This is a genomic window from Salibacterium lacus (assembly GCF_042684865.1).
Classification (GTDB): Bacteria; Bacillota; Bacilli; order Bacillales; family Marinococcaceae; genus Salibacterium; species Salibacterium lacus.
In genome coordinates this window covers 98,085-123,738 of record NZ_JBHUML010000005.1, presented here as the reverse complement: position 1 = coordinate 123,738, position 25,654 = coordinate 98,085, and the positions used below count along the sequence as shown (strand labels likewise).

General features: G+C 52.1%; 27 protein-coding genes. 22 read left to right on the top strand and 5 right to left on the bottom strand.

The genetic code is table 11. The features are described from left to right. Positions 1 to 250 precede the first annotated feature (250 nt). The 4 genes from ACFSUB_RS13680 (at position 251) to ACFSUB_RS13665 (ending at position 4,483) form a co-directional block, all read left to right on the top strand. Entirely contained in the window at positions 251 to 1,456 is a 1,206-nt protein-coding gene (locus ACFSUB_RS13680; protein ID WP_380713831.1) for a CHAD domain-containing protein, read from the top strand. A gap of 103 nt (positions 1,457 to 1,559) precedes the next feature. After that, on the top strand, positions 1,560 to 2,339 hold the full coding sequence (locus tag ACFSUB_RS13675; protein ID WP_090926952.1) for an ABC transporter ATP-binding protein: 780 nt from the start codon (positions 1,560 to 1,562) through the stop codon (positions 2,337 to 2,339). Continuing rightward, positions 2,336 to 4,051 carry a putative ABC transporter permease subunit gene (locus tag ACFSUB_RS13670; protein ID WP_380713830.1) on the top strand — a complete coding sequence of 572 codons (1,716 nt, stop codon included), beginning with the start codon at positions 2,336 to 2,338 and terminating at the stop codon, positions 4,049 to 4,051. Before ACFSUB_RS13675 ends, ACFSUB_RS13670 begins: the two co-directional genes overlap by 4 nt. Before the next feature lie 66 nt (positions 4,052 to 4,117). Beyond that, entirely contained in the window at positions 4,118 to 4,483 is a 366-nt protein-coding gene (locus ACFSUB_RS13665; RefSeq protein ID WP_380713829.1) for a hypothetical protein, read from the top strand. Positions 4,484 to 4,773: 290 nt separating this feature from the next. Here the strand turns inward: ACFSUB_RS13665 and ACFSUB_RS13660 are convergent, their stop codons facing one another. Next, positions 4,774 to 5,706: an L-lactate dehydrogenase gene (locus tag ACFSUB_RS13660; RefSeq protein ID WP_380713828.1), complete on the bottom strand. Its 933-nt coding sequence runs from the start codon at positions 5,704 to 5,706 to the stop codon at positions 4,774 to 4,776. Positions 5,707 to 5,922: 216 nt separating this feature from the next. Between ACFSUB_RS13660 and ACFSUB_RS13655 the strand changes: the two genes are divergently transcribed. From ACFSUB_RS13655 to ACFSUB_RS13645, 3 genes are all read left to right on the top strand, one after another. After that, positions 5,923 to 6,081, top strand: coding sequence for a hypothetical protein (locus tag ACFSUB_RS13655; protein WP_380713827.1), 159 nt, complete (start codon positions 5,923 to 5,925; stop codon positions 6,079 to 6,081). Positions 6,082 to 6,179: 98 nt separating this feature from the next. Further along, positions 6,180 to 6,686, top strand: a complete 507-nt coding sequence (locus tag ACFSUB_RS13650) for a ferritin (protein WP_380714254.1) — start codon at positions 6,180 to 6,182, stop codon at positions 6,684 to 6,686. Between the two features lie 258 nt (positions 6,687 to 6,944). Continuing rightward, on the top strand, positions 6,945 to 7,166 hold the full coding sequence (locus ACFSUB_RS13645; protein WP_380713826.1) for a YdbC family protein: 222 nt from the start codon (positions 6,945 to 6,947) through the stop codon (positions 7,164 to 7,166). 162 nt (positions 7,167 to 7,328) lie between these two features. Here ACFSUB_RS13645 and ACFSUB_RS13640 read toward each other — a convergent pair whose 3' ends face one another. Beyond that, a complete protein-coding gene (locus tag ACFSUB_RS13640) occupies positions 7,329 to 7,508 on the bottom strand; it encodes an H-type small acid-soluble spore protein (protein WP_380713825.1) in 180 nt (59 codons plus the stop codon). A 307-nt stretch (positions 7,509 to 7,815) separates the two neighbouring features. On the opposite strand from ACFSUB_RS13640, the gene ACFSUB_RS13635 reads away from it, so the two are divergent. From ACFSUB_RS13635 to ACFSUB_RS13600, 8 genes are all read left to right on the top strand, one after another. Then, positions 7,816 to 9,015: a hypothetical protein gene (locus ACFSUB_RS13635; RefSeq protein WP_380713824.1), complete on the top strand. Its 1,200-nt coding sequence runs from the start codon at positions 7,816 to 7,818 to the stop codon at positions 9,013 to 9,015. A gap of 1 nt (position 9,016) precedes the next feature. Continuing rightward, positions 9,017 to 9,361 (top strand): hypothetical protein, encoded by a 345-nt coding sequence (locus ACFSUB_RS13630; protein ID WP_380713823.1) that lies wholly within the window; start codon positions 9,017 to 9,019, stop codon positions 9,359 to 9,361. Positions 9,362 to 9,519: 158 nt separating this feature from the next. Continuing rightward, positions 9,520 to 10,086 (top strand): nuclease-related domain-containing protein, encoded by a 567-nt coding sequence (locus ACFSUB_RS13625; RefSeq protein WP_380713821.1) that lies wholly within the window; start codon positions 9,520 to 9,522, stop codon positions 10,084 to 10,086. Between the two features lie 204 nt (positions 10,087 to 10,290). After that, positions 10,291 to 11,925: a helix-turn-helix domain-containing protein gene (locus ACFSUB_RS13620; RefSeq protein WP_380713820.1), complete on the top strand. Its 1,635-nt coding sequence runs from the start codon at positions 10,291 to 10,293 to the stop codon at positions 11,923 to 11,925. Positions 11,926 to 12,008: 83 nt separating this feature from the next. After that, on the top strand, positions 12,009 to 13,457 hold the full coding sequence (locus ACFSUB_RS13615; RefSeq protein WP_380713819.1) for an aldehyde dehydrogenase family protein: 1,449 nt from the start codon (positions 12,009 to 12,011) through the stop codon (positions 13,455 to 13,457). Next, positions 13,454 to 14,347: an NAD(P)-dependent oxidoreductase gene (locus tag ACFSUB_RS13610; protein WP_380713818.1), complete on the top strand. Its 894-nt coding sequence runs from the start codon at positions 13,454 to 13,456 to the stop codon at positions 14,345 to 14,347. The genes ACFSUB_RS13615 and ACFSUB_RS13610 overlap by 4 nt, the downstream gene beginning before the upstream one ends. Before the next feature lie 5 nt (positions 14,348 to 14,352). Beyond that, positions 14,353 to 15,156 (top strand): DUF3100 domain-containing protein, encoded by an 804-nt coding sequence (locus ACFSUB_RS13605; protein WP_380713817.1) that lies wholly within the window; start codon positions 14,353 to 14,355, stop codon positions 15,154 to 15,156. 3 nt (positions 15,157 to 15,159) lie between these two features. Next, positions 15,160 to 15,612 carry a hypothetical protein gene (locus tag ACFSUB_RS13600; protein ID WP_380713816.1) on the top strand — a complete coding sequence of 151 codons (453 nt, stop codon included), beginning with the start codon at positions 15,160 to 15,162 and terminating at the stop codon, positions 15,610 to 15,612. 171 nt (positions 15,613 to 15,783) lie between these two features. Here the strand turns inward: ACFSUB_RS13600 and ACFSUB_RS13595 are convergent, their stop codons facing one another. Next, positions 15,784 to 16,455: a BMQ_0737 family morphogenetic spore coat protein gene (locus tag ACFSUB_RS13595; RefSeq protein WP_380713815.1), complete on the bottom strand. Its 672-nt coding sequence runs from the start codon at positions 16,453 to 16,455 to the stop codon at positions 15,784 to 15,786. Between the two features lie 171 nt (positions 16,456 to 16,626). On the opposite strand from ACFSUB_RS13595, the gene ACFSUB_RS13590 reads away from it, so the two are divergent. Genes ACFSUB_RS13590 through ACFSUB_RS13580 form a run of 3 tightly spaced genes read left to right on the top strand, consistent with a single transcriptional unit; the run spans position 16,627 to position 17,590 of the window. Continuing rightward, positions 16,627 to 16,947, top strand: a complete 321-nt coding sequence (locus tag ACFSUB_RS13590) for a hypothetical protein (RefSeq protein WP_380713814.1) — start codon at positions 16,627 to 16,629, stop codon at positions 16,945 to 16,947. Further along, the gene (locus ACFSUB_RS13585) at positions 16,944 to 17,162 is read left to right on the top strand and encodes a hypothetical protein (protein WP_380713813.1); all 219 of its coding nucleotides are present in this window, start codon (positions 16,944 to 16,946) and stop codon (positions 17,160 to 17,162) included. Before ACFSUB_RS13590 ends, ACFSUB_RS13585 begins: the two co-directional genes overlap by 4 nt. Beyond that, the gene (locus ACFSUB_RS13580) at positions 17,159 to 17,590 is read left to right on the top strand and encodes a Mov34/MPN/PAD-1 family protein (protein ID WP_380713812.1); all 432 of its coding nucleotides are present in this window, start codon (positions 17,159 to 17,161) and stop codon (positions 17,588 to 17,590) included. The genes ACFSUB_RS13585 and ACFSUB_RS13580 overlap by 4 nt, the downstream gene beginning before the upstream one ends. Here the strand turns inward: ACFSUB_RS13580 and ACFSUB_RS13575 are convergent. Further along, entirely contained in the window at positions 17,585 to 18,859 is a 1,275-nt protein-coding gene (locus ACFSUB_RS13575; RefSeq protein ID WP_380713811.1) for a nucleotide sugar dehydrogenase, read from the bottom strand. The two genes, ACFSUB_RS13580 and ACFSUB_RS13575, sit on opposite strands and share 6 nt — an antisense overlap. Positions 18,860 to 19,047: 188 nt before the next feature. Between ACFSUB_RS13575 and ACFSUB_RS13570 the strand changes: the two genes are divergently transcribed. Genes ACFSUB_RS13570 through ACFSUB_RS13560 form a run of 3 tightly spaced genes read left to right on the top strand, consistent with a single transcriptional unit; the run spans position 19,048 to position 21,864 of the window. Further along, entirely contained in the window at positions 19,048 to 20,157 is a 1,110-nt protein-coding gene (locus tag ACFSUB_RS13570; protein ID WP_380713810.1) for a DegT/DnrJ/EryC1/StrS family aminotransferase, read from the top strand. Then, positions 20,154 to 21,206, top strand: coding sequence for a Gfo/Idh/MocA family protein (locus ACFSUB_RS13565; RefSeq protein ID WP_380713809.1), 1,053 nt, complete (start codon positions 20,154 to 20,156; stop codon positions 21,204 to 21,206). Before ACFSUB_RS13570 ends, ACFSUB_RS13565 begins: the two co-directional genes overlap by 4 nt. A gap of 1 nt (position 21,207) precedes the next feature. Then, entirely contained in the window at positions 21,208 to 21,864 is a 657-nt protein-coding gene (locus ACFSUB_RS13560) for a DapH/DapD/GlmU-related protein (protein WP_380713808.1), read from the top strand. A 225-nt stretch (positions 21,865 to 22,089) separates the two neighbouring features. Here ACFSUB_RS13560 and ACFSUB_RS13555 read toward each other — a convergent pair whose 3' ends face one another. After that, a complete protein-coding gene (locus tag ACFSUB_RS13555; protein ID WP_380713807.1) occupies positions 22,090 to 23,463 on the bottom strand; it encodes a glycosyltransferase in 1,374 nt (457 codons plus the stop codon). A gap of 202 nt (positions 23,464 to 23,665) precedes the next feature. Here ACFSUB_RS13555 and ACFSUB_RS13550 point away from each other — a divergent pair, with 202 nt between their 5' ends. After that, positions 23,666 to 25,549 carry an NTTRR-F1 domain gene (locus ACFSUB_RS13550; RefSeq protein ID WP_380713806.1) on the top strand — a complete coding sequence of 628 codons (1,884 nt, stop codon included), beginning with the start codon at positions 23,666 to 23,668 and terminating at the stop codon, positions 25,547 to 25,549. The last annotated feature ends 105 nt before the right edge of the window (positions 25,550 to 25,654 follow it).

Sequence of the window (25,654 nt, the reverse complement as noted above, 5' to 3'; positions counted from 1 at the left end):
ACCAATCGTCTGCAGGCAGCCCAAACAATCTGTTTTCCGGTCTTTTTTTTATTTGCGCGACATGGAACACTTCTGCGCGTTCTGTGCCTGTTTTTTTCTCAAAAGGGAGGGATTGGCAGGAGGTTCCTGCTATGGTAAACATATGGTGAATAAGGGGTGGTATGCTTGTTCTCTTTGAATGTAATGGAGGGTTTGGAAATCGGATAAAAGGGAATGGGTTAGAAAATGGGTAAAAAGCGGGGGGAGTAAAATGGCAGAGAAGGTGCAGACGAGACAGGTGGATGCGATGGGGCGTGTTGTTATCCCCAAAGATATCCGGGACGACCTGACATTGCCGGAGCAGCCGCTTGCGCTGCAGTATGAGGCGAACCGGCAGGCGGTGCTGGTGTTCAAGGCAGTGGAAACAGATGAAGAGGAAGAGCATAAAGTTCTTGATGAACAGGGGCGGCTGCTTATTCCGGCAGAGGTGCGGCGGCAGTTCGACTGGAATCAGGGGGATAAGATCGAAATTCAGTCGGAGCAAAAGGGTGTCCTTCTACAGGGAGAAGGGGCACACTGCGCGGTCTGTGAGAGCCGGGAATCGCTTGTCAAAATTAAAGGACGGTTTTTGTGCCGGAGCTGCATGGAAGATGCCGGGACGGCGTGGAGCGAGCGTTGGCAGGACGTGCTGCAGGAAGTGGCAGGCGATTACATCGGCTACTCGGAGAAAGCCGTATCCAGCGCTGATATGGAGGAGATTCACCAGGCCCGCGTGAAAGGGCGCCGGCTCCGGACGATGCTTGAGTTTCTTGGTTTAGATGAAGATCATAAACTGTTCGAACGGCTGGATGATGCGCATAAACGGCTCGGCCGGATCCGGGAGCGGGACGTATTTATGGAGGCCGTGGAAGAGCGGGCCGCCAATGCAGAAAGTGAGGAAGAAGCCGCGGTCTTTCACGAAGCTGCTGGGGTGGTGAGGCAGAAACGGGAGAAAGAGCAGGAAAAGCTCGCCAGGAACCTGCCAAAAGTCATTAATGCCAAGTTCCAGCAGCACTGGGACAGATTCTGTGTGAGTGAACTGCCGCACCTTGTGCGGACGCTCGATCTGCCGAAGCGGCTGGAGGAATTTGAAGAGACCTTTCAGGAGAAAAAAGAGACGTACCACAAAACGGCTGCGGAGAAAGGAAAGGCGTCAAAAGCTGCACTGAAGGCGCTGCATGACGTTCGTATCGAAGCGAAACGCCTCCGCTACACGTACGGGTACGCGGCGGTCATCTACAGCACGGGTTACGCGGCTGAAAGCAAAGCGTATAAAAAATACCAGCGCCGCTTCGGTGACATAAACGATAAGCGTGATCTGCTGAAGAAACTGGAAGATTCCGAAAAGAAAATGGATGTTTCCCAGGAGCAGATTGAAAATGTGAAAGAGAGGCTGAAACGCGAACTTGAATCAGACGCGGAAGCTGTTGAGCTGTAACGAGCAGATCCTTTCCGTCCGGTGGAAGCCGGGCGGATTTTGATGTACGATGAAACCAGCATTCCTGATGCAGCGTACATGCAGGAAGAAAGAGGTGGTAGACATGACAGAACCGGCTGTGGTGCTGAACGGGGTATCCAAACAGTACGGCTCCTTTTCAGCAGCCGAGGACATATCAATTACGATCCCAAAAGGAGAATTATTCGGATTTCTCGGTCCGAACGGGGCGGGGAAGACGACGACGATTAAAATGATGACGGGGCTGCTTGAGCCGACGGACGGTACGATTGAGATCGGCGGCATCAACATGTGGAAACAGCCGCTTCAGGCGAAAAAAAAGATCGCCTACGTGCCGGATCATCCGACGCTGTATGAGAAGCTGACGGGCTGGGAATACATCCGCTTCATCGCTTCTGTTTTCGGCATTCCCGCCCGGCAGGCGGAGGAAAAAGCGGTCCGGCTGTTTGATTTATTTTCGCTTGGAAGCCGGGCCGATGAACTGATTGAAGGGTATTCCCACGGGATGAAGCAAAAGATGGCGCTGACCGGCGCGTTGCTGCATGACCCGGACGTTATTTTTCTCGATGAGCCGACGGTCGGGCTTGATCCAAAGAGCGCGAAGACGCTGAAAGACCTGCTTCGGCAGTTATGCGACGATGGCACGACCGTATTTGTCTCGACGCATATTCTTGAAATCGCCCAGGAAATGTGTGACCGGATCGGCATCATCCGGGACGGGAAGATTGCAGCGCTTGGGACGATGGAAGAACTGCGCGGGGAAAGCAGCGCGAGTCTTGAGGATATTTTCCTTGAGCTGACCGGCGATGAGGAGCAGCAGGAACTGATCCGGGAACTCGCCGGTGGAAGGGCGGATGCGCCATGATCCGTACCCTGCTCGGCGTCCAGGCCAAGATTCTGAAACATACGATGGAAACCAACAAGACCGGCACGAATGTGTCGCACGTCATTATTGGGTTTGTCGTCATCCTATTTCTTCTGTTCGCTCTGAATATTGTCACGTCGCTGCCGGCAGCGTACGATGCCGGCTTGGTGGAACTGCTCTTTTCGTACGTTTTTATGATGATGCTCGGGCTGATCCTTTTGATGGGTGTGCCGCAGGTGTTCAAGCATCTGTATGCCTCGCGGGACTTAACGTTTTTGTTCACCCTGCCGATCAAGGTAAGTCACATTTTCTGGGTGAAATACATACAAAGTTTTCTCAATATACCGGCGGCGCTGTTTGTCGTGACGTTTCTGCCGGGACTTGCCTACGGGCTTCACGCCGGGGTGCACGGGTATTTTTATCCCGCCCTGCTCATCGTGACGCTGGCCATGCCGGCGCTCGGGGTGGCGGCTGCCTATTTTATCAATATGGGGCTCGTGCATATTATTCCAGCCAAGCGCGCCAATGAATTGATGACGGTGATGAGCGCGGTGTCCGGCGTGCTCGTATACGGCATGTTCCAGCTTCCGAACCTGCTCGCGGAGCCCGGTTCCGACATGGCGCTTCCAACCGGTTTGCTGCCTGAGATGCCGGCCTGGCTGCCGATGAGCTGGGGGGCGTCCGCGTTAACCAGCGCGATGGCAGGAGAAGTATCGTTCCTTCTTCCGACGGCCGGACTCGCCGTTGCTGCCGCCGGGCTGTCTTTTGCCGCCTCCGCTCTCGTGGAGAAAGGTTTTCGAAGCGGCTGGATTCAATTAAATGAAGGAAAAAATAAAAAGAAAAAAGCCGGAGAAAAGGGGCGCCGGTTCAAAGTCGGATCGCCCGTAGCCGAAATCGGATGGAAAGAATGGCGCTACATGAAGCGCGACATCAGGGAATGGCTCATTTTCATGCCGTTTGTGTTTTTGTTCATCTTTATGGGCTTTGGTTACACGGCCGGCGGCTCATCCGTTGCGGCATTCAGAGAGCTGGACCCGGTTCTTTCCTGGACTGCGGTGCAGGTTGCTGCGCTTTTTATTTACGCGTTTTTCAACGGCAGTCTGTCCGCGTCGTTCGTCGCCCGCGAGGCAGGCTCGACCTGGATGCTGCACGTACTGCCGCTGACAGGTGTGAAGATCGCGTGCGGAAAGCTGTGGATGAGCTGGCTTATTCCCTTTCTTCCCGTATCGGTACTGCAGATGACGGCTGGTATTCTGCTCGGATGGCCGGTGTCTTTCTTTCTCCTTGGCTTGGTGCTGAGCGCGCTCATCAGTCCTGCGCTCAGCGCGCTTGGCATCTGGACCGGCGCTATCGGCGGAAAATACAATCCTTCCAACCCGCAGAACCGGCTGCAGTTCGCGCCATCGCTCCTGATGCTGGCACTGTCCTATGTGTACGTGGTGCTGACATTGATCCCGGTGCTGCTTGTCGTTGTTCCCGCGGAAAGCGCTGGGCTGTTTGAACAAGTCGCAGGTGGCGGCATCATAGGAGGCAGTGCGTCTGCGGCCGCGTCGCTTCTGCAGCTGAAACTGACAAACAGCGCGCTCGTGATGGCGCTCAGCGTCCTCGTGTTTCTTTTTCTCACCATAGGCACATGTGTGGCATTTTTGTACCTGGCCGGCCGCCGCATCGAACAGGGCATCCAGGTAAGTATGCCGGACAGCAAAGAGTGAAAAATAGTAGGGAGACAGCCGGCTGTGTGATACAATAGCTGTACCACGAAGAAAGGAACGATGGCTATGCCGGAAGAAACGACACAGCTGTTGCACGCTCTCCTGGAAGGTCAGAAAGAAATTACCGCCGGCGTCAAGTCGCTGGATGACCGCATGATAAGATTGGAAGGCCGGTTCGATAAGCTGGAGCTCCGGTTCGATAACCTGGAAGGCCGCTTTGAAAAGTTGGAGGGCCGTTTTGATAAGCTGGAAAGCCGTTTTGACAAGTTGGAAGTCAACGTAGACAAGCTGGATAAAGGCCAGGACGAAATCAAGGAGCGCCTCTCTAAAGTGGAAAGCGGGGTCGACCTGCTGGCGGTGAAAGACTGGCACCATGAACAGGAGGTGCACCATATGAAAAAGAAACTGGAGCACAGACTGAGCAGAGACTAACATCAGGGTGCAGATTATATAGAAATCCGGACGAATGACTTCCGTGCTGACAAAAAGCATGGGGAGATTCGTTCGGATTTTTTCGTTATTGGGCAGCAGGTTTTACGAAACCAGGTTCGTACCCGCCGGGAGCGCCCATTTACAAGCCGAATGCTGCTATTTACATGCCGGACAAGAGGAAATACCGGCCGAATCCGTCGTTACATGCCAAGCAGCAGGAAATACCAGCCAAAAAGGGAGATTTACATGCCAAGCAGCAGGAATACATGCCAAACATCAAACAAGCCCGGTTACCTGCCGCCCTCCCGCGTTTCTTTCAATGTACGCACGGAATGGGCAAACTGCTTCTTTTCTGTCTCATCAAGCGGGATTTCGATCACCCTGTGAATGCCGTGCCGTCCGATCTCGGCGGGCACTCCGATGTAGGTATCGTTTTCTCCAAACTCTCCGTTCAGCCGGGCGGAAACAGGAAGCACCGCTCTTTCATCCTGGAGAATCGCTCTTGTAATCCGGGCCAAAGACATGCCGATGCCAAAATGCGTGGCGCCTTTCTGCTGAATGATATCGTAGGCAGCCGACTGCACCTGTTGAAAAATCGAATCAAGCTGCTGCCCCTCTTCTGCGGCCATCGTCCGAATGTCTTTCATGCCGGCAACAGCACTGCTCCAGACAGGAAGAGAGGTGTCCCCGTGCTCGCCGATAACCCAGGCGTGAATATCCCGTGAGTCGATATGGAAACAAGCACTTAATGCGGACTGCAGGCGGGCGGAATCCAGAACCGTGCCGGAGCCGATCACTCTTTTTTCTGGAAGGCCGGATACCCGCTGTGTAACGTCGGTTAAAATATCGACCGGATTCGTCGCAGCAAGAAATATTCCGTCAAAACCACGCGCCATCACCTCGGTTACGATCGTTTCAAAAATGTTTGTGTTTTTCGCAAGCAGATCGAGCCGGGTTTCGCCGGGTTTCTGGGCGAGACCGGCGGTGATGACGACAAGATCGGCGTCCCTGCAGTTCTCGTACCCGCCGCTTCGAATGGTCACCGGCACCGGGGCAAATGGAACGGCGTCCCGTAGATCGCCCGCTTCCCCGGCCGCTTTCTCTTCATTTACATCAATGAGTACAATCTCCCGGGTCAGACCCTGCTGCAGCAGGGCATAAGCATAACTGCATCCGACAGCCCCCGCGCCGATAATCACAATCCGGTTGTTTTTGATTGCCATAAAGATCCTCCTTATTTTGTGAAATGGTTCACATAAATGATAACATATAATGTGAAATAGTTCACATTATAAAGAATGAAGATTTTATGACACATTAATTCAGGGTTTAAAAATCATTCCAGCAGGTAATTGTATTGAAACACAGGGGATATAAGCACGCAGCTGATAAAGGGGATCAAGGCTTTTGAAGAAAAGTACATAGGAAGGAGCATCACCATGACATTGAGGGAGGACATTCACGCCTTGATTGACAGCCTGCCTGAAGAAAGCCTGGAGGACGTGTACAGCACTCTTTGGGAATACCGGGAAGAAGAAGAAAAGGAAATCCATGAAGAAGCCAAAAAAGAAGTACAGGCCAGCCGTTCTGAAGGATAAAAACAAAAGCAGAGCGTGAAAGTGTACAGGGAATCTGTGCCATGCTATGATAATATATGTGAAAAATCTATGACACTACGTTGAAAGGCGGGATTGATATTTTCAGCGATAAACTGAAAGAAGGCTTAATCGAGCAGATGAACTATGAGTTCTATTCGGCACACGCCTACATGGCAGCAGCTGCGTACTGCTCTGCGGAAAGCCTGGAGGGATTTGCGAATTTCTTCCTGATACAGGCCGAAGAAGAACGTTCTCACGGCATGAAATTCTACCGTTTTCTGAATGACATGGGTGCGCGTGCTTCTTTTCAAGGTTTCAGCGAACCAAACAATGAGTTTTCTTCCATTCTTGATACGTTTGAAAAAGGAATGAAGCAGGAACAGGATGTTACCCAGCGCATTTATAAGCTGGCGGATTTGGCGCTGGATGAGCGTGAGCACGCGACGATGAATTTCCTGAACTGGTTTATTGAAGAACAGATTGAGGAAGAGTCGCTGTTTGACGACCTTATTCAAAAGCTGAAACGCATCGACAGTGACAGCAACGCGTTCTTCATGCTTGAAGAAGAACTCGGCAAGCGTAAATTCGAGGCAGACAGTCAGTAAAACCAGTAAACGAAAAGATCGGGACACGGTTCCCGGTCTTTTTTCTATGTCCGGAGGTGGAAAAAGTCATGTTCCGGCTTCAGTGTCAGCGGCCTGCCGGTCCTTTGTTCTTTTTCGTACTGAGAAATAGAGAAAACGTCACATAGAAAGGCGCATACCTCCTTTTTGTACGGGAAGAAACACGTAAACGTCAGCAGTGCCCGGCTGTTCCCTTCCGGTTGATGATGGGATACAATAAAGAAAAAAGGAGACATAACCATGGCTGACATTAACTATGAGGTTATCGAACATATCGGCGTTCTCTCCGAATCGCCGAAAGGGTGGACGAAAGAGTTGAACCGGGTGAGTTGGAACGACCGCGAACCGAAATATGACTTGCGGGACTGGGCGCCCGGTCGTGAGAAAATGGGTAAAGGCGTCACGCTCAGCACCGAAGAGATCGGGAAGCTGAAAGAAGTGTTGCAGAGTATGTCGTCATAAAGCTGTGAAAACAGACAGGAAAACTCCGTTTCCAAATAGGAAGCGGAGTTTTTTGTGTCGGCGCAGGTATCCATAAAGGTCACCCAAGTTCAGGTGAGTTTTGTGGATATACTATTAGAAGGCAATACGGTGAAAAAGCACCTTCTCTACGACGTTTTTTTCTTAATGCTCCATTAACTGCCCCAGCGAAACAGTTAATTCTTCATCGGGATAATCAAGGGGGTAAATGCGGGCGGTTTGGTTGTCCTCATCGACATGTTGAATGTAGACAGGGGTACCATCGCAGGTGACATCCGCCATGACTGGAGAATCGGCAATATCACAGGCGCGTAATACATCCACGGTGTATCACCTCCTTTTACGCATGTAGTATAACGATTTCTGGATTCCTTTATACGTTTCCATAATTCCACGGATGGATTGGTAGAAGCCCCCACAACAAAAATACTAATATTCCTTATAATGTAGTATCACTTAGAAAGGAGTGATGCTTCAAATGAACAGCAGGAAGCTGGAACGTAAGAAAAAAGAATTGGAGAGTCTGCGTAAAAAGCTGGAAAAAATTGAGCAGCGTATAGCTGAAGAAGAAGCCGAATCCAACAGATAGATGGATGTTTTTTTATAAAATCAGGGAAGGGGAAGAGCATGTATGTCAGAATTCATTTCAGAGCATGAAAAGAATATGAGACATTTATTAAAACGCAAAAAAGATTTATTGGAAAAATTAAATGAGCTGGAATTGCTCGTTAAAAATATGGCTGAAGCAGAGGCTGAGGCGGAAGCAGAAGCAGAAAGTGAATCCGAATCGGAAGCAGAGTCTGAATCAGAGGCAGAAGCGGAATCCGAATCGGAAGCGGAGTCCGAGTCAGAAGCAGAAGCGGAATCCGAATCGGAAGCAGAGTCCAAGTCAGAAGCAGAAGCGGAATCCGAATCGGAAGCGGAGTCCAAGTCAGAAGCAGAAGCGGAATCCGAATCGGAAGCGGAGTCCGAGTCAGAAGCAGAAGCGGAATCCGAATCGGAAGCGGAGTCCGAGTCAGAAGCAGAAGCGGAATCTGAATCGGAAGCGGAGTCCGAGTCAGAAGCAGAAGCGGAATCCGAATCGGAAGCGGAGTCCGAGTCAGAAGCAGAAGCGGAATCTGAATCGGAAGCAGAGTCCAAGTCAGAAGCAGAGGCGGAATCCGAATCGGAAGCAGAATCCAAGTCCGAAGTCGATTCCAGAATCATAGGAATTGCAGAAGCGGAAGCCGAGGCAGAATCCGAAGCCGAGGCAGAAGCGGAAGCAGAGGCGGAATCCGAAGCAGAGGCGGAATCCGAAGCAGAGGCGGAATCCGAAGCCGAAGCAGAATCCGAAGCCGAGGCAGAAGCGGAAGCTGAGGCAGAAGCGGAAGCCGAGGCAGAAGCGGAAGCCGAAGCAGAATCCGAAGCTGAGGCAGAATCCGATGCTGACGCAGCAGCAGATATCGATGGAGAAGCGGAGGCCGAGGCGGAAGCAGAAGCCGAGGCAGAAGCAGAGGCTGAGGCGGAATCCGAAGCCGAGGCCGAAGCAGAAGCTGAGTCCGAATCTCAAACCAGTTTCGATGATAACGAGATAAAAGCCGAAGCCGGCGGCAATACGCTCAAGACCGGGAACAATACGATGGTTAATGTTTCAAACAGCGGAGTTACAACCATAGCCACTGCCATTTCAACATTGGCTCTGCTGGAAGCGATGAGCGGAAATGAAACGGATCTGAACAGCATGATCAATCGATTAACAGAAACGCTGAATGTACTAAGCAAGGAAGACAATAACAAAAGCCGGATTCTATCTGACGTGATGGAAGCTTTAAATAATAAGCAGGAGGGATAACGTGGCAAAAAGAAATGTGTCGCGAAGCTCTATCCCTGTGAAACCCGGGAAGAATGAAATGACAGTAAGATTACGGAATGATAGTGTCAATCATCAAACGAGACAGCTTCATATCAATGCTTTCGACAAAGATGATGATCAAAAAGAACCGCTGCCCATCTATCACGACGGGCAAAAGACCAACTCTGTCGTTTTGACACCGGAACAGGGAAAGCTGTATACCATTGATGCAACAGGTGTCAAAAGAAAAGTGGTCTTTGAAGCCGTGCAGACAAAGGGTGGAAAAGGCCTCTCTGTAAAATCAAAAAATGCCGGAAATGTTAACGCCGAAATCCGGATCAAATAAACCAGAATGGGACTGCTCCTGTATGGAGTGGTCCCTTTTTAATCAGTTACAGACTGCATCGCCGATAAAACAAAATCCCACCGGTGTCAGTTTGTTATAAAATGTTGAAGAAAAAATCCGATAATAAGAGTAAGAAGTGGATAAGGGGAAGGATAACGATGAAGTTTCAGAATATATTTCAGAAAAAAAAGAAAGATGCGCGCCGGATTATGATGAAGGAAATCGAAGACGACCTGCAGCAGCTCTCGTATTCGATACAGTATGTGGGTAATGTTTCCGTGCAAGGTGCATCCGGTGCGTCATCGATTGATAGTATGATCCTCTCTCCGTGCGGTATATATATTATTAACCAACTTACTGATTCCGGCCATGTTCAGGCTGATATGGAAGATGACATATGGTATGTCAATGAAACCAGGGAGATATCCAACCCCTTCTGCAAAATGGAGGAATGGAAGCAGGGGGTAGAGTCCAGCATTCCGGTACAGTATCATGACTACCTTATCTCTACTGCCGTTTTTTCTTCCCCATCCACCTTTGACACGGCACCGGTTTGGCGGAAAAGCAGTTCCAGCCGGATTTTGATCCATCACAAAGAGATGGCCGAATTCATTCAGCGCCACATGTTTATCAGCCGTTTCCAGCAGAAAAGGCCATTATTGGATGATGAAACGATAACGATGCTGCATGATACACTGTTATCCTATCCAGCCGGACAAAGATAATTCCCTTCGTTTCCAGCAGGAAACGAAGGTTTTTTTATCTGCTGTTTGAAGGAGAATTCATGCGCCGTCGTGATGTTGTTCATCTGCCACGCTTCAAGCCTCCTCATTCGGCAATCGTCCAGGACGAGACGGGAGGGATAGTGTTCTATTGTGTGCCGTTGTTTTCATGATACAATAAAACATTAACAAGAGAGGAGGACTGTCATGCCGGAATCGATGGAATCAAACTGGGAATACCTGCTGCACATCACAAGGACGATGACAAGCATTCATACAATCGAAGACGTGCTCTCCACCATCACGAAAGCGGCCTTTGAGCTGATGGCGGACAGCGATACGGTTATTTTGTACCTGCATGACGACACGACGGGGTACCTGCATTTCGTTGAGGGGCTCGGTGTGAGAAAGGATAGGCTTGAGCATGTCGCGTTTTCTCCGGAAGAATCGTTAACCGGTCACTGTTTCCGCACGAAAACACCGTACCTGTGTACACGGGAGGAGATGCAGGCTTTCATGACGTCGATGAAGCCTTCTAACAAAAAATGGTTCCAGGAGGCGGTCTATCACCGCGAAATCAAAAGTTCCATTGCCGTACCGCTCGTTTACCATGACCAGTGTTTAGGGGTGCTGGTAGTGAACAATTTCGAAACGGAAATGCCTTTTACGATAAATGATCGGAATCAGATGCAGATCATGGCCGACCACAGCGCCATTGCAATCATGAATTCCAGGTTGATCCAGTCGCTGAAAGAAAAGAATCAGCTGCTGAATTCCTCCCTATCGATTCACAAGGATTTCACAAGACTAGTGCTGGAAGGAGCGGGGCCGGGCCGGCTGCTGCAGAAACTGGAACAGATTCTGGAACAGTCCGTTCATTTTTATGAAGCCGAAGATCCTCTTCCGCCGGAAGGAGAAGACACTCTGTATTCGATTGTCCACAGCAAGGAGTATATCGGATGCCTGGAGCTCGAGCAGCCGCTTTCGTCGCTGAGTGAGATTCAACAGAGCGCCCTGGAACACGGAGCAACGGCGCTGGCACTGGAGATGCTGAAAGCCCGTGCTATTCATGACAAGGAACTTTCGCTGCGCGAAGAATGGTTTGAAAAACTGTTGACCGATGATCCGCTCTATCAGATCGAAACCCTGACCCGTCAGATGGGATGGGACACTATCGACACGTTCCAGGTGATGGTGATCGAGGGAAGGAATCACCCGTTGTGGGAAGTCGACAGGACGATGGTGAAGCATCAGGTGCTGCAAAAAGTGGAACAGCTTGCGTCTTCCTTCGGAGTCCCGTCGTTTGTAGTGCCAAAAGGCATTCAGGTGATCATGGTCATGCCGGCGAAGGGAGAAAAGCTGCTGCACACCATCACCCATCAGCTTCAGAAAACGCTGCGTGTCTATGCCGATATGGCAGCAGGCATTGGACGGGAGACACCGCTTGAAACGGTCCGCTATTCTTTTCAGGAAGCGAAAGAGGCGGTGGCTTTCGCCAAGGCCGGAACGTCCGGACCAGTGGTGAGGTATTCAGATCTTGGATTTGAACGTTTTTTTGAGAAACTGGACCGAAAAAGCCTCACTGTGTTTGTGGAAGATAAGCTGGGTCCGCTCCTGCACGGAAGTCCTCCGTTGTATGACACCCTGCGGACTTATATTTCCTGTAACCAGAATCATAAAGAAACCTCGGACAGGCTGCATATTCACCCGAACACCCTCTATTACCGCCTGAATAAAATCCAGCAGCAGCTGCAGCTCGATTTTTCTAAAGAAAAAGACTGGATGGACGTCAGACTGGCGGTGGATATTTCTCAATGGAATGGGAGAGATCCACAAAAATAAGTGATTAAATTTGTGACTCCCCATCATTCTTTTAAAAAATCTGAATATTAGAATTATACTAACAAAACAAGGAGGGATGGATTGTGCGTACATACGAGAATTACATTGCCGGCACCTGGGTGTCTTCATCGGGAGGACTCACGTATTCGAGCATTAATCCGGCAGATACCGGGGAGGTACTCGGCCATTTTCAGGAATCCTCGGCGAAGGATCTGGATCAGGCCGTAACGGCAGCCCAAACCGCATTTTGGGAATGGTCAGCGGTCCCGGGACCAAAGCGGGCCGATGTCATTTTCAATCTTCTGCCGATCCTCGAGCGCCGGGCGGAGGAACTCCAGGACCTGATTACAAAAGAAATCGGGAAATCTCTCCGTGAAGCGGGCGGGGAGGTGAAAAAAACAATACAGGCGATGAAACAGTTCAGCGGAGAAGGCTCCCGGATAGACGGCGAAACGCTTCCCACGATGGATCCGGAACTGTTCGGCTATACCATCAAAGAACCACTCGGTGTGGGAGGTGTGATTGCGCCGTACAATTTTCCGCTCGGGATCGGGCTGTGGAAGATAGCACCGGCCATTCTCGCCGGCAATACTGTGATTTTTAAGCCGGCGGAAAATGCATCACTCGTCAGCGTAAAAATCATGGAAATGCTCGAGGAAGCCGGACTGCCGGCGGGGGTGGTGAACATGGTTACAGGCACAGGAAGCATCATCGGTAAGGCGATCGGTGAGCATCCGGACATCAAAGCTGTTTCCTTTACCGGGTCGACTCAGGTCGGAGAAGAGCTGGAGCAGGCCGTGACCGCCCGGGGCGGCAAAGTGCAGGCGGAAATGGGCGGCAAAAATCCGGCCGTCATTCTGGAAGATGCCGATATCGATCAGGCCGTCGACAGCATTGTGACGAGCGGCTTTCTTGATAACGGCCAGCGCTGCACCGGAACGAGCCGGCTGCTTGTGCCCGAATCCATCTACGCGGAGGTGGTCGATAAGCTGACGGAAAAAGCGGCATCTCTTATCATTGGAGAAGGAAGAGGAGATAACGTGGATAACGGAGCTATTATTGATGAAAAGCAGACAGCCAAGTATGAGGAGTTCATCGCTTCCGCAAAGGAGGAAGGGGCTGTGATTCATTACGGCGGCCGCCGGCTGACCGAAGGCGGGCTGGGCAGCGGATATTTTGTTGAACCGACCGTGGTAACGAATGTGACAACGGATATGAAAATCGCCCGGGAAGAAATTTTCGCCCCTGTGATTGCCGTCATTCAGGTGAAAAACTATGAAGAAGCCCTTTCTGTCGCAAATGAGACGTATTACGGGTTGTCCTCGACGATTTATACGAATGACTTGAAAAAATCGTTTGATTTTATCCGGAATATTCAATCCGGGGTCACGCATGTCAATATGCCGTCGACGTATTTTGAAAACCAGTTTCCGTTCGGCGGGAAGAAGCATTCCAGCAAAGGACCGCGGGAGCAGGGAAGTACCGCGCTTGATTTCTGGACTGACTACAAGACCGTCTATGTGAAAGCGTGAAAGGGGGAAAGGCTATGCAGCAGATAGGTGTGATCGGCTGCGGAGTGATGGGAGACGGCATCGTCCGCAATCTTCTTCATAAAAACTACAACGTACACATCTATGACACCGAACCGGCCAGACTCGAAGACCTGCGCCGGAAAGGGGCGCTGCCGGCCGGGGACACCGCGGCGCTCGCCGCAGCGTGCGACGTTATCATCACGTCGCTCCCTTCTCCGGTCATCATGGAGAATGTCATTGTGAACAGTGTGATCCCCTCCGCTGCGCCGGGTGCGTATATTCTGGACATGGGGACGACCGATATTGCGACGACAAAAGAACTGAATGAGCACGCGGAAGCAGCCGGAATTCATTTTCTCGACTGTCCGGTGAGCGGCGGGCCGGATGGTGCCAAAAACGGAACGTTGAGCATGATGTGTGGTGGCAGGGAAGACAAATTCAAGGAAGTGGAACCGTTTATGCGGGAGATGGGTGCTTCCATCTATTATTTAGGACCATCCGGCAGCGGCCAGGTGGTGAAAATGTGCAACAACCTGGTGGTGAGCGGGGTGATTACGGTGCTGTCCGAAGCGTTTCATACCGGCGAAACGTACGGCATCCCCTCTTCGGTGCTGGCTGAAGTGCTGCAGAGCGGTTCCGCGGCGACGAAAGCGATGGACGTGTTTGGCGGAAACATCGTCGCCGGCACGCAGGATGAAGTCAAATTCTCGCTTCAGCATATGGCAAAGGACTTGTCGTTTCTGGAAGATTTCACAACAAAGGAGCGTATTTCTCTACTGGCCGCTCCGGTTATCAAAGAGCTCTATGACGAGGCCGCGGCTGCCGGCATGGGGGAGATGGACAGTTCTGCCGTGTCGTTAATGTATAAACACGAGCAACAGAAAGGGTGAGCAGGATGCAGATGGAATTGGTGAAAGACTGGCGCCTGCATGCTTTGGTGCTTCTCATTGTTCTTCTCACAGAGTGGGTGGGGACCTATGAAATCGGCGTCGGGCCCGGGGTCATTTTATTTCTGCCGATGTTTTATGCCATTATTATCGGATTGATACTTTATTTTACCCCGCTGGTGAAAAAAGCATCGGCGAAGAACGCGGAACCGTTTATCGTGCTCGGCGTCACGCTTTTGATCGCCAAGATCGGCGTGATTATCGGCCCGGATATCGGAACCATTATCGAAGCGGGACCGGCGCTTGTGCTGCAGGAACTGGGGAATCTGGCGACAGTATTTATTGCGCTTCCGGTGGCTGTACTGCTCGGGTTCAAACGGGAGTCGATCGGTATGACCCACTCGATTGCAAGAGAACCAAACGTCGGCCTGATTATTGATAAGTATTCCTTTAACAGTCCGGAAGGCCGCGGCGTCATGGCGATTTATATTTTCGGAACGGTGTTCGGGGCCGTGTTTTTCGGCCTGTTGTCCGGGCTGCTAGCGACGATTACGCCGCTCAATGTGCTCTCGTTTGCGATGGCATCCGGAGTAGGGAGCGGCAGTATGATGACGGCGGCAAGCGGTTCCCTGATTGCGGCGTTTCCGGAGCTTGAGAACCAGATCGCGGCCTACGCGGGCGCCAGTAATCTCCTGTCGCTTTCCACCGGCATGTATTTAAGTATATTTGTCGGGCTGCCGCTGACGGAAAAACTATACCGCTTGATGCAAAAACGCCGCGGGGATAACGCGGTGCAGACGAAGGGGGAATAAACGGTGCTCAAAAATATTCAGGAATGGATCCTGCTGCTTGCGATATTCGGCCTGACGGCTTATTTAGGGAACTGGATCGGCTACGGCATGCTTTCGGTCGACGGACTGCTCGGCATTCTTGTCCTGATTCTCATCAGCCTTGCCGGCCTGATCCTGCAGAAACTGGTGCCGGTCAACATTCCGAGTGTCGGCTACATCGGTATTCTCGGCATTCTCGTCTCGACTCCGTGGTTCCCGGGATCGGAATATGTCGTGCAGTGGACGTCCAGTATTCAGCTGCTCGCTCTTGCCACACCGATTCTTGCCTACGCCGGGATCTCCATCGGACGCAACTGGGCCGACTTCGTGCAGCTCGGCTGGAGAAGCTTCGTTGTCGCCGCCTGCGTGTTTCTCGGCACGTTCATCGGCTCCGCCCTCATCGCTGAAATCATTCTCCGGATGCAGGGAATTATATAAAATATCCTTTTGCCGATAAAAATGGGAATACCGCCGATGTGTCAGAAGAAGTCCCCGGCAGAAGCAGTCACTCCTGCGATGGAGATGAACCATTACTTCTTCTTTCAAATGAACGTTAAAAAGCTGCCGGCCTAAAGCCGGCAGCTGCTTTTTGATGTGGTGCTGCTTCTGTTAGTCCCCGTTTTCACCAGGGAACAGAACAGGGCACTGCGGTGGTACAACAGGGGTCGGGCACTGGTCGATGAGAATATCGCGCGGCTGGCAGAAGTCTGCTGTGAGTTCAAGTGTAACGTCGGCTACGGCCTGAACGCTCTGGCACAGGCTCAAGACAACATCAACACTTCCCAGTTCGCCGTTGGTGCAGTTTGTGTTCACGCTGCATTCCACATCGGTTAAACGGACCACAAGTCTTGTTCCTTCGGGGGCGCAGAGGAAGATGGATTCCGGGATTTCAATTTCGATCGGTTCGGTGCGTTCCACAAATGGCGTAGTGGCATCGAATCCGCTGAATTCCACAACGACACTCAATGTCTTAATGAACGTTACCTTCTGAAGGGTAACCTGAGCGCCGTCAATGATAAAGGTACGGTTTTCTCTTTCGCCGATTTCCGTTACGGGAACTTCGGCATTCGGAGGAAGCGGATCCCCGCTGTCCGGATCTACAATAAAGCAGTCTGCGGTTAAGTTGCTGACTGTAGGACCGCATGGGTCAATCGGCAGCGCACCTAAGTCGCCGGCAAGAACACTCTGATTCACATCGTTTTGCAGGATAACCCAGTCGTACACTTTCTCTGCGTTAATACATAGAAGCTCCTGCCCGCCCTGCAATGCTTTGTTTTCCATCAACATCGACTCCTTCATAGTATTGTTATCTTCTGTTTCAAGGTATGACCGGGAAGGGATCCATGTTACCGGATGAAAGGTTTTTAGGCCGAAACTCATCACATTTAGGTGTTTCTCCACATAATCTGCTTATAAATGTCCGGGGTTATCAGCGGAGAAAGGAGTGTCCCGATGATGGATCACGAGGAGTTTGAAAAAGAAGAAACGACACGAACGGACATCGAAGAACTGCGCCGGGAGATGACGGAAATAAAACACCTGCTGCAGGAGGTTATCGACAGCCGCCCTTCTGAAAAAGAAAGAGAAAACCACTCAGACCAGCCTCAGCCTGCTGCGCCGCGTCCAAGAGATTTCACGTTCAGGGCAATACAGAACGCAGACCGGGTGTATACCGCCCCGTCCAAGAACCAGCAGAGCAAACGGTCGGTGTCCCGCAATTCAGAAGAACACCATCTGCAGCAGCGTGTGAAACCAAAAAAAAAAGAACCGTGACGAAGGATGAAGAGAAACAGCCGGAACCGGAAGCGCCGGTAAACGAGGAGCAGGAGAAGAAGCAGGACCCTGTGGAAAAAGAAGAGACCCGGTTTCCTGAACCTTATTTTTATCATGTAACGAAAGCTCCCTCTGAGGAAGCACCACCCGCGGAGCCGCCTGTTCCGTCCAAAAAAAGATCGCTCTTAAAAACGATGTGGGAGAAGATGCAGTGACAGGCCGGGCGCTGTATATGGACGAATCAGCTTACCTTCAGATGACGGCTCACGGCAGAGAAAGTCTGCCCCGGGAAGCGTGTGGAATATTGTCCGGGGTGGACGGTTATGCCATGCGCTGCCGGCCGCTGGCAAACGAAAGCCTGTTCTCCCACTCGTTTTTCGTCTCGGAAAAAAATACAGCCCATGTGCTCCATCAGATAGAACAATGCAGGGAAACACCGCTTGCTGTGTACCATACCCATCCTGTGACACAAGCGGTCCCTTCGTCTCTGGATGTGCGGCACCATGCGGATCCCGCTGTGTTTATGGTGATTGTATCCTATAAGCAGAATATCGAGGCGAGGGTGTATCGTATTGATTCCGGCACATACAAAGAGGTCCCCCTTTTTCGTGGAAAAGGAAGACCTTCAGCCGGAACCTTATAATTGATAAATATAGGGGAAATCCGTGATGGACTTTTTATCCAGCACCCCTTTGATGTCAAAAATAATGCCGGTTTTTCTTTTCACGATCCGGGCTAAAGCGGCATCATCGAGTGTTTGATACTCTGCGTGCGGAACAAGAATGAGCAGAATATCCGCCTGAGTGAGATCCTTCATGTCCGATACCGGAAACGGTTCTGCCGACGGAACATGCGGGTCGTGAATCTGCAGGGACAGCCCGAGATGTTGTATTTTTTCTGCCACTTCAAGCGCTTTGGAGTTCCGGGTATCACCGATGTTTTCTTTGAAGGAAGCCCCGAGTATCGTGATGTTCAGCGAGGACGGCGCAAGGTTATGGGAAATAATCTTCTGCATCACAGCCGTCACGATATAGTCTGTCATGTCTTCGTTGATTTTTCTGGAGGTCGAAAGCAGCGGGGCTTCCTTTCCCTCCCGTTTGGCTCGGTAGATGAGGTAATAGGGATCGACTCCGATGCAGTGACCACCCACCAGACCCGGGGTGACCGGGATGAAATTCCACTTGGTCTGTGCTGCCTCGAGCACGTCCCGGGTATTAATTCCCATGGACTGAAACAAAACGGAAAGCTCATTCATGAAAGCAATATTGATATCACGCTGCGTATTCTCCACCACCTTGGAAGCTTCGGCTGTCTTGATAGAGGATACTTTGTGGACGTCGGCCTCCATAACACTCTGATAGAAGGCGGCGATCCGGTGCAGCGACGCTTCACTCTGAGCGGCGGCCACTTTTGTAATCGTCTTGAACGTATGCTCTTTATCTCCGGGATTGATGCGTTCCGGAGAATACCCCACGTAAAAGTCCTGTTCCGCTTTCATTCCTGAATATTGCTCCAGAAGGGGGATACACCGCTCTTCTGTCGCCCCGGGGTACACGGTGGACTCATAGATGACACTCGTGCCGGGAGCCATATTTTCTCCTACTATTTTTGAAGCGTTCGCAAGATACGTTACGTCCGGTTCCTTGTATTCATTGATGGGAGTCGGTACGACAACGATAATATACTGACAGTCTTTCAAGCGGGCAGGGTCTGCGGTGAACGTGATAGAAGCTTTCTTCAGCTCCTCCGGCGGGACAGACCCCGTGTCATCCACCCCTGCCTTTAACCGTTCAATCCGGCTTTCATCTATATCAAAAGCGGTGACATGATATTTTTCAGCAAAGGCAGCAGCTGCCGGCAGCCCGACGTATCCAAGCCCCACCACTCCTGCTGTTTCCTTCCCTTTTGTCATGATCAGGATCCTTTCTACTGTCTTGATTTTCTCTTTTTTTTTATATGCATGTTTCATAAAGAAGTGCCGGGCTGTCCGGGAAAAAAGGCGGTAGACGGGGTGGCGGCACAAAGTGACAACTGCCGTGTCCCGGCGGCACAAAGCTCCATATCGTAAGGAGGAACACCACCCGGTAAAGGAGGGGGAACATGATCCCTTTAATGAATGTCAGACGACAGTTTGAAGCAGTGGAAGAAGAGTGGATCCGGCAGATGAAAGAAGTGCTGGAGAGCGGGATTTATATTATGGGTCCTAAAGGAAGGGAGCTGGAAGACAAGATCGCCGGCAGGCTCGGGGTATCCGATGCGGTGGCTGTCGCAAACGGAACCGATGCCTTGATCCTCACCCTGCGCGCGTGCGGGATTGGGGAAGGGGATGAAGTGATTACCACGCCGTTTACGTTTTTTGCCACCGCTGAAGCCGTTTCTTCGGTCGGAGCGGTACCGGTCTTTGCCGATATTGATCCCGCAACGTGTACGATAGATCCATTGAAAATAGAAGAAAAAATAACAGCCGCCACGAAAGCGGTCCTGCCTGTTCATTTATTTGGAATGCCGGCTGATATGGAAGACATTCGAGCCCTTGCCGACACATACGGTCTGCTCGTGATCGAAGACGCCTGTCAGGCATTCGGGGCAGCGTACAAGGGACAGCCGGCCGGAAGTCTCGGGGATGCGGCCTGCTTTTCTTTTTTTCCGACAAAAAATCTGGGAACGCCTGGAGACGGGGGCATGGTTACGACGTCCGATGCCGCGCTTGCGGCAAGAATCCGCACGCTCCGGGTTCATGGCAGCGATCAAAAGTATTATCACCGCGAGATTGGATACAACAGCCGGCTGGATGAACTGCATGCGGCTTTTTTATTAACGAACCTGTCCTATATTGATCAATGGAATGAAGAGCGGATAAGGCTGGCAGATCGGTACAAAAAGGCGCTTCGTCATCTTCCTGATGTGGAGATACCGCCGGTTTCAAAAGAAAAACGGGCGGTGTACCACTTGTTCTGCATCCAGACCGGGCGGCGCCGGGAATGGATGGATGCATTGAACAGCTGCCAGATTCATTCGGGTGTGTATTACCCGTGCTGCCTGCATCTGCAAAAAGCCTATCAGCATCTTGGGTACAAAAAAGGGGATCTGCCGGAAGCCGAAGGCGTGTCCGAATGTATTCTGGCGATACCGCTGTTTCCCGGCATGACAGATGACGAGCAGGATGAAGTAACAGCTGTCCTGACCGGACCGGGGAGGGGTATGGCATGATGAAAGCAGGACTGATTGGGTGCGGCCGTATCGCAGGCAAACACGCGGAAGCCATACGTCAGCTGCAGGACCTGGAGATTGCCGCAGTCAGCGATACGGTTCAAAAAAAGATGGAAGCGTTCCTTCAGCATCACGCCGTGCACTCGAACGTGCAGACAACGGAAACCTGCCGCGATCTTTTTTTCCAAAAAGATCTTGATGTCATTATTATTACAGCCGTGTCAAGTCTGCATGCTGCGATGGCAGTAGAGGCGCTCAAGCACGGGAAACATGTCATTCTTGAAAAGCCGATGGCGCTGTCGATACAGGACGCCGATGCTATTATCCGGCATGCGCGTTTGTTTAATCGAAAAGTCCTGGTATGCCATCAGCTGAGGTACCGGCCGTTGTTCCGGCACGTGAAAGCATTAATGGAAGAAGGGGTGCTTGGGAAGCCGTATTTCGGGTCCGCTTCGATCCGTATTCACCGGGGTCCGGATTATTACGAGTCGGCTCCGTGGAGAGGGACGTGGGATCAGGACGGGGGCATGCTGATCAACCAGGGCATTCATGTCATTGACCTGCTCGTGTGGCTGTTTGGCAATCCTGAAGCTGTGCATGGCAGGGTGTCCCGGGCCCTGCCATGCAAAGAGACCGAGGACGTGGCAGCGGCTGTGTTATCGTTTGAAAACGGGGCTGCGGGGGTGGTGGAAGCCAATACCATGACCCAGCCGGATAATCTCGGGTACAGCCTGTCGCTGTTTTGCGAAAGGGGGACGATTGCTTTCAGCGGAAATGGGCTGGAAAAGATCGAACGGTGGCATGTCGACGGCTCGGGGCAGAACGTTCCACCCGTCATGGCGCCCGGGGAGAAGTCGGAACACCAATGGATGTATGAACAGTTTCTCGAAGCGGCAGCAGATGATACCGAGGTTCTCGTCAACGCGGTGGAAGGAAAGCGGGCCCTGGAAACGATATTTGCTATGTACCAGTCTCATGGGACCGGGCGGAGCACAGCGCTTCCGCTTCCGGAGTTTGCCACGTCCTGGATGAAAGAGAGGGAGATCTGAGATGGAAAAGGGGGAGAACACCGTAATCGAAGACGATGTGACGATAGGAGCGTTTGTGCGTATCGGCCACCTGGTCGTGATAAAGCAGTATACGATCATCGGAGATTACGTGGTGATCAAAGATGGTGCTGTGGCCGGCCAGCGTCCGCTTTCCAATAAAAAGATGGCACGTAAGCCTTCAGATGGACTGCCGCCCCTTGTCATTGGTGATCACGTGAGCATCGGAAGCGGCACTGTCTTATATGAAGCGGTGAACGTGCAAAGTGGTGTATTGATCGGCGACCTGGCCAGCATCCGGGAGAAGGTGACGATCGGAGAAGACAGTATTATCGGCCGGAATGCCGTGGTGGAAAACAATACGACGATTGGACAGCGGGTCACCATCCAGACAAGCGCGTATGTGACCGCTGATATGACGATTGAAGACGATGTGTTTATCGGGCCGTGTGTCTCCACATCCAACGATAAATATATGGGAGAAGGACAGGTCAAGCATCAGGGACCCATCCTTAAAAAAGGCTGTAAAATAGGGAACAACGCCACCCTGCTCCCCGGTGTGGAGATTGGTGAACATGCTGTTGTCGGGGCGGGAGCCGTGGTGACAAAAGACGTGGAAGCAGGAACCACCGTTGTCGGCAGCCCCGCCCGCAGGTTATAAAGTGGTATCCCCGGGGAGCCGGACGGGCGCAGGAAGCACATGGATGGCGGGAACAGGCACTTACATGCCGGGATCGTGCGTTTACTGTCCAAGATTTGTCGATTACCTGCCAAACAGAAAGAAATACGTGCCAATCCTTTCGTTACCAGCCGTTGACCGCCCGTTACTGTCCAAAGGAAAGGATTTACTGTCCAAATGAGTGGAAATACGAGCCAAACCGCTGCATTACGGGTTGGAGAGCTCACGGTAAATGTCGAGTATTTTACCGGAATGGATGCGGAAATCGTGATATTTTTCAACAAACTGCCTCCCCTGTCTTCCAAGATGGGGGAGTTGGTCTTTCCGGCGGATCAGCTCTTCCAGTCTGCCTTCCACCGTTTCCGGATTCGCCGGCACGATGGGAAGGTCATCCGGGTACGCGTCACGCATAAATCCGCTGATCCAGCATACAACCGGTTTTCCCATCGCCATGGCTTCCACCGCCAGCAGCCCGTAACTACCGATATGAAGCTGATCGATGATAATGTCAGCGCCTTGATAGATGGTTTTGGCGTCTTCGTGCGAGACCCCCTGCACAAGCTGAAAATCTATGTTGTACTTCTGCTGCAGCCGGGACACCGCCGCAGTAATATAGGAAGTGCCTTTTACAGCTGGAGATGTGGGAGCGTGGACAATGTTCAGCGGTTTGTCCTCGTCGTCCGGGACGTGCGGCGGGTAGGCATCCACGTCAATCATCAACGGTACGATGAAGACCTTGCTGTAAAAAGGGTACACGTATTGGTACATTTCCCGATCCGCCACGATACAGGCCGGGATGGTCTTGCCAAGCGTCTCCAGGTTTTGTTTCACCGCGTACTCTCTATCCACTTTGACAACGGCAAACGGATTCGTTTTTTCCGCCTCGGAGAGAATTCTCGCGTCGCTCCCCCAGTGGTGCATCAGGACGGACTTTTCTGCCTGTTGAAGCAAGGCGAGATCTTCACGGGTGTCTGTTAAGGATGTGCCAAAATGAAAGTGAAACATGTCATAGGAAGGAATGAGTGTTTCTGCCAAACGCCGGAGTGCAGGAGATACGGGAGAACGTTCTTTGGATATTTTCCACTCGTAGTCCGAGGAGTATCCGAGATACGTCGGATAATAATTCAGCGTGTCATTGATGTATCCCTGCTGGGTTAATCCTTTGGCGATGGTGTTCATCTGGTTGGCGATTTCCATCGTCCCCTGCAGTACCCGGGGATAGGTAACGCCTGCAGGATGCTTTTTTTCAAAAAGGGGAAAAGGACTGGATATCGTTTTGTCGAGGTTTTCCGCTTTTTGAAACGCAAGCGATGCTTCTGTTTCCCTGCCGGACGCGTAGGAAAGAATCGAATAGAAAAGCAGCAAAGAGGTATTGTCCGGGTGGTGGTACAGCCCTCTCCAGCACCATAACCAGGCCGCCGCTTTACGGTTCGATTCCTCCAATTCCATCCAAGCATGATGAAAATAAAACGAGGCGGAATGGGGTGCTTTTTTCTCAAGGTTGTGGAGAGAGGTTTTTGTGAAAGGGACGGTATCAGGGAAGAAATGGCGCACGATGCGCCGCACGTTACTGCTGTCCATATCAAACACTCCTTTCTTCCTGAATGTATGATAAAAGGTTGAAACAATACATTTTCTTGTAGTTTGCAGCACATTTTCCTTCCAACGGGCGGGGAAAGGTGATAAATATCCAAACAAGCTGTAGAGCATGACATACCATATCAAGAGTTTCAATAGAGTTCTGCTTTATTGAAACATCTTACTGAAAAAGGAGGAGAGAGCCTTGGCCATTGATAATATCATCTTGAATGGCGGTTTTGAGTCGGGAACTCTCATGAACTGGGATGCGGTGAACACGACCGTGGTCCCCTCGGAATCTCACACAGGGGAGTTCACGGCCCGGTTTGCCCACGGTTCGGTGGCGGCGTCGCTGAGTCAGACAGCGCCGGCAGACCCTGGGCAGATGTATGAGGTTCTGGTATCCCTTTCGAAAAATTTAACAAAGAATAGTCCTATCATCTATGTGGAAATCTTCTATCTGGATGCAGGAGATATGGTGATTGGAACGGGACTACAGACCTTAATAGATTTTGGTGGTCTGCCTTATGAGGAACAGGATACCTGGCTTGGGGTTTATCAGACGACCGAAGCAGCACCGGCGGGTACGACACAGGTGGAAATTGTCATTCGAAAACCAATCAGTGCCATTACGGCGCCAGCTGTGTTTGTAGATGACGTGGCCGTACTGGAAGTGGAAGGTAACGGAGCTGGCGGCCCGACCGGCCCTACAGGACCGACTGGCGCGACAGGACCGACTGGAGCAACGGGAGCTACTGGAGCTACTGGAGCGACCGGAGCAACCGGGCCGACTGGAGCGACCGGGCCGACCGGAGTGACGGGAGCTACTGGAGCAACCGGGCCAACTGGAGTGACTGGGCCAACCGGAGCAACGGGACCAACGGGAGCGACGGGTCCAACTGGAGTGACGGGAGCTACTGGAGCAACGGGAGCCACTGGAGTGACAGGAGCTACTGGAGCGACCGGAGCCACTGGAGCGACGGGGCCAACGGGAGTGACCGGGCCAACCGGAGTGACGGGAGCCACCGGAGCAACGGGAGCCACTGGAGTGACGGGAGCCACTGGAGCGACCGGGCCGACTGGAGCAACCGGTCCAACTGGAGTGACTGGGCCAACCGGAGCAACGGGACCAACGGGAGCGACAGGGGCCACTGGAGCGACCGGGCCAACCGGAGTGACGGGAGCGACCGGAGCAACGGGAGCCACTGGAGTGACGGGAGCCACTGGAGCGACCGGGCCGACTGGAGCAACCGGTCCAACTGGAGTGACTGGGCCAACCGGAGCAACGGGACCAACGGGAGCGACGGGACCAACGGGAGCGACGGGACCAACGGGAGCGACCGGGCCAACGGGAGTGACCGGGCCAACCGGAGTGACGGGAGCGACCGGAGCAACGGGAGCCACTGGAGCGACCGGGCCGACTGGAGCGACCGGTCCAACTGGAGTGACGGGAGCCACCGGAGCAACGGGAGCCACTGGAGCGACCGGGCCGACTGGAGCGACCGGTCCAACCGGAGCAACGGGAGCGACCGGAGCAACGGGAGCCACTGGAGTGACAGGAGCTACTGGAGCGACCGGTCCAACCGGAGCAACGGGACCAACGGGAGCTACTGGAGCGACCGGAGCAACCGGAGCAACCGGAGCAACCGGCCCGACCGGCCCCACAGGACCGACGGCTGAAGTTGTTACGGAAGTATCCGGTTCTGCCTCTAACACAGATGGTGCTGTCATAGCGGTAGTACTGGGTGGTACAGAGGTTCCACTGCCGGATGCACAGAACCTGGATGATGATATCGTACCGAATGGAGCAGATACTGAGTTTACGATTAACCAAACCGGCAGATACTATCTTTCCTATACGATTAATCTAACCGCAGCGCTGCTAGTAGAATCGAGACTATTATTAAACGGTGCGCCTATTCCTCAATCCGTCATATCACCAGCCATAACTGTCAGCAGTTTCAATACGGATCTGATCATTGATATAACAGCTGGTGATGTAATTACACTCGAGCTGTTCGGATTAGCTGGAGCAGCTACACTGCAGGATGGAGCCGGTGCGACACTGAGTATTATCAGAGTAGAATAATACGCAGCAGGGTAAGAGCTGTCCCGATTGGGGCAGCTCTTTTTCATGAAGAAAACGGATGAATGTTTCCGTCCCTTATAGGTTATCAAACAATCAATGCCGCGC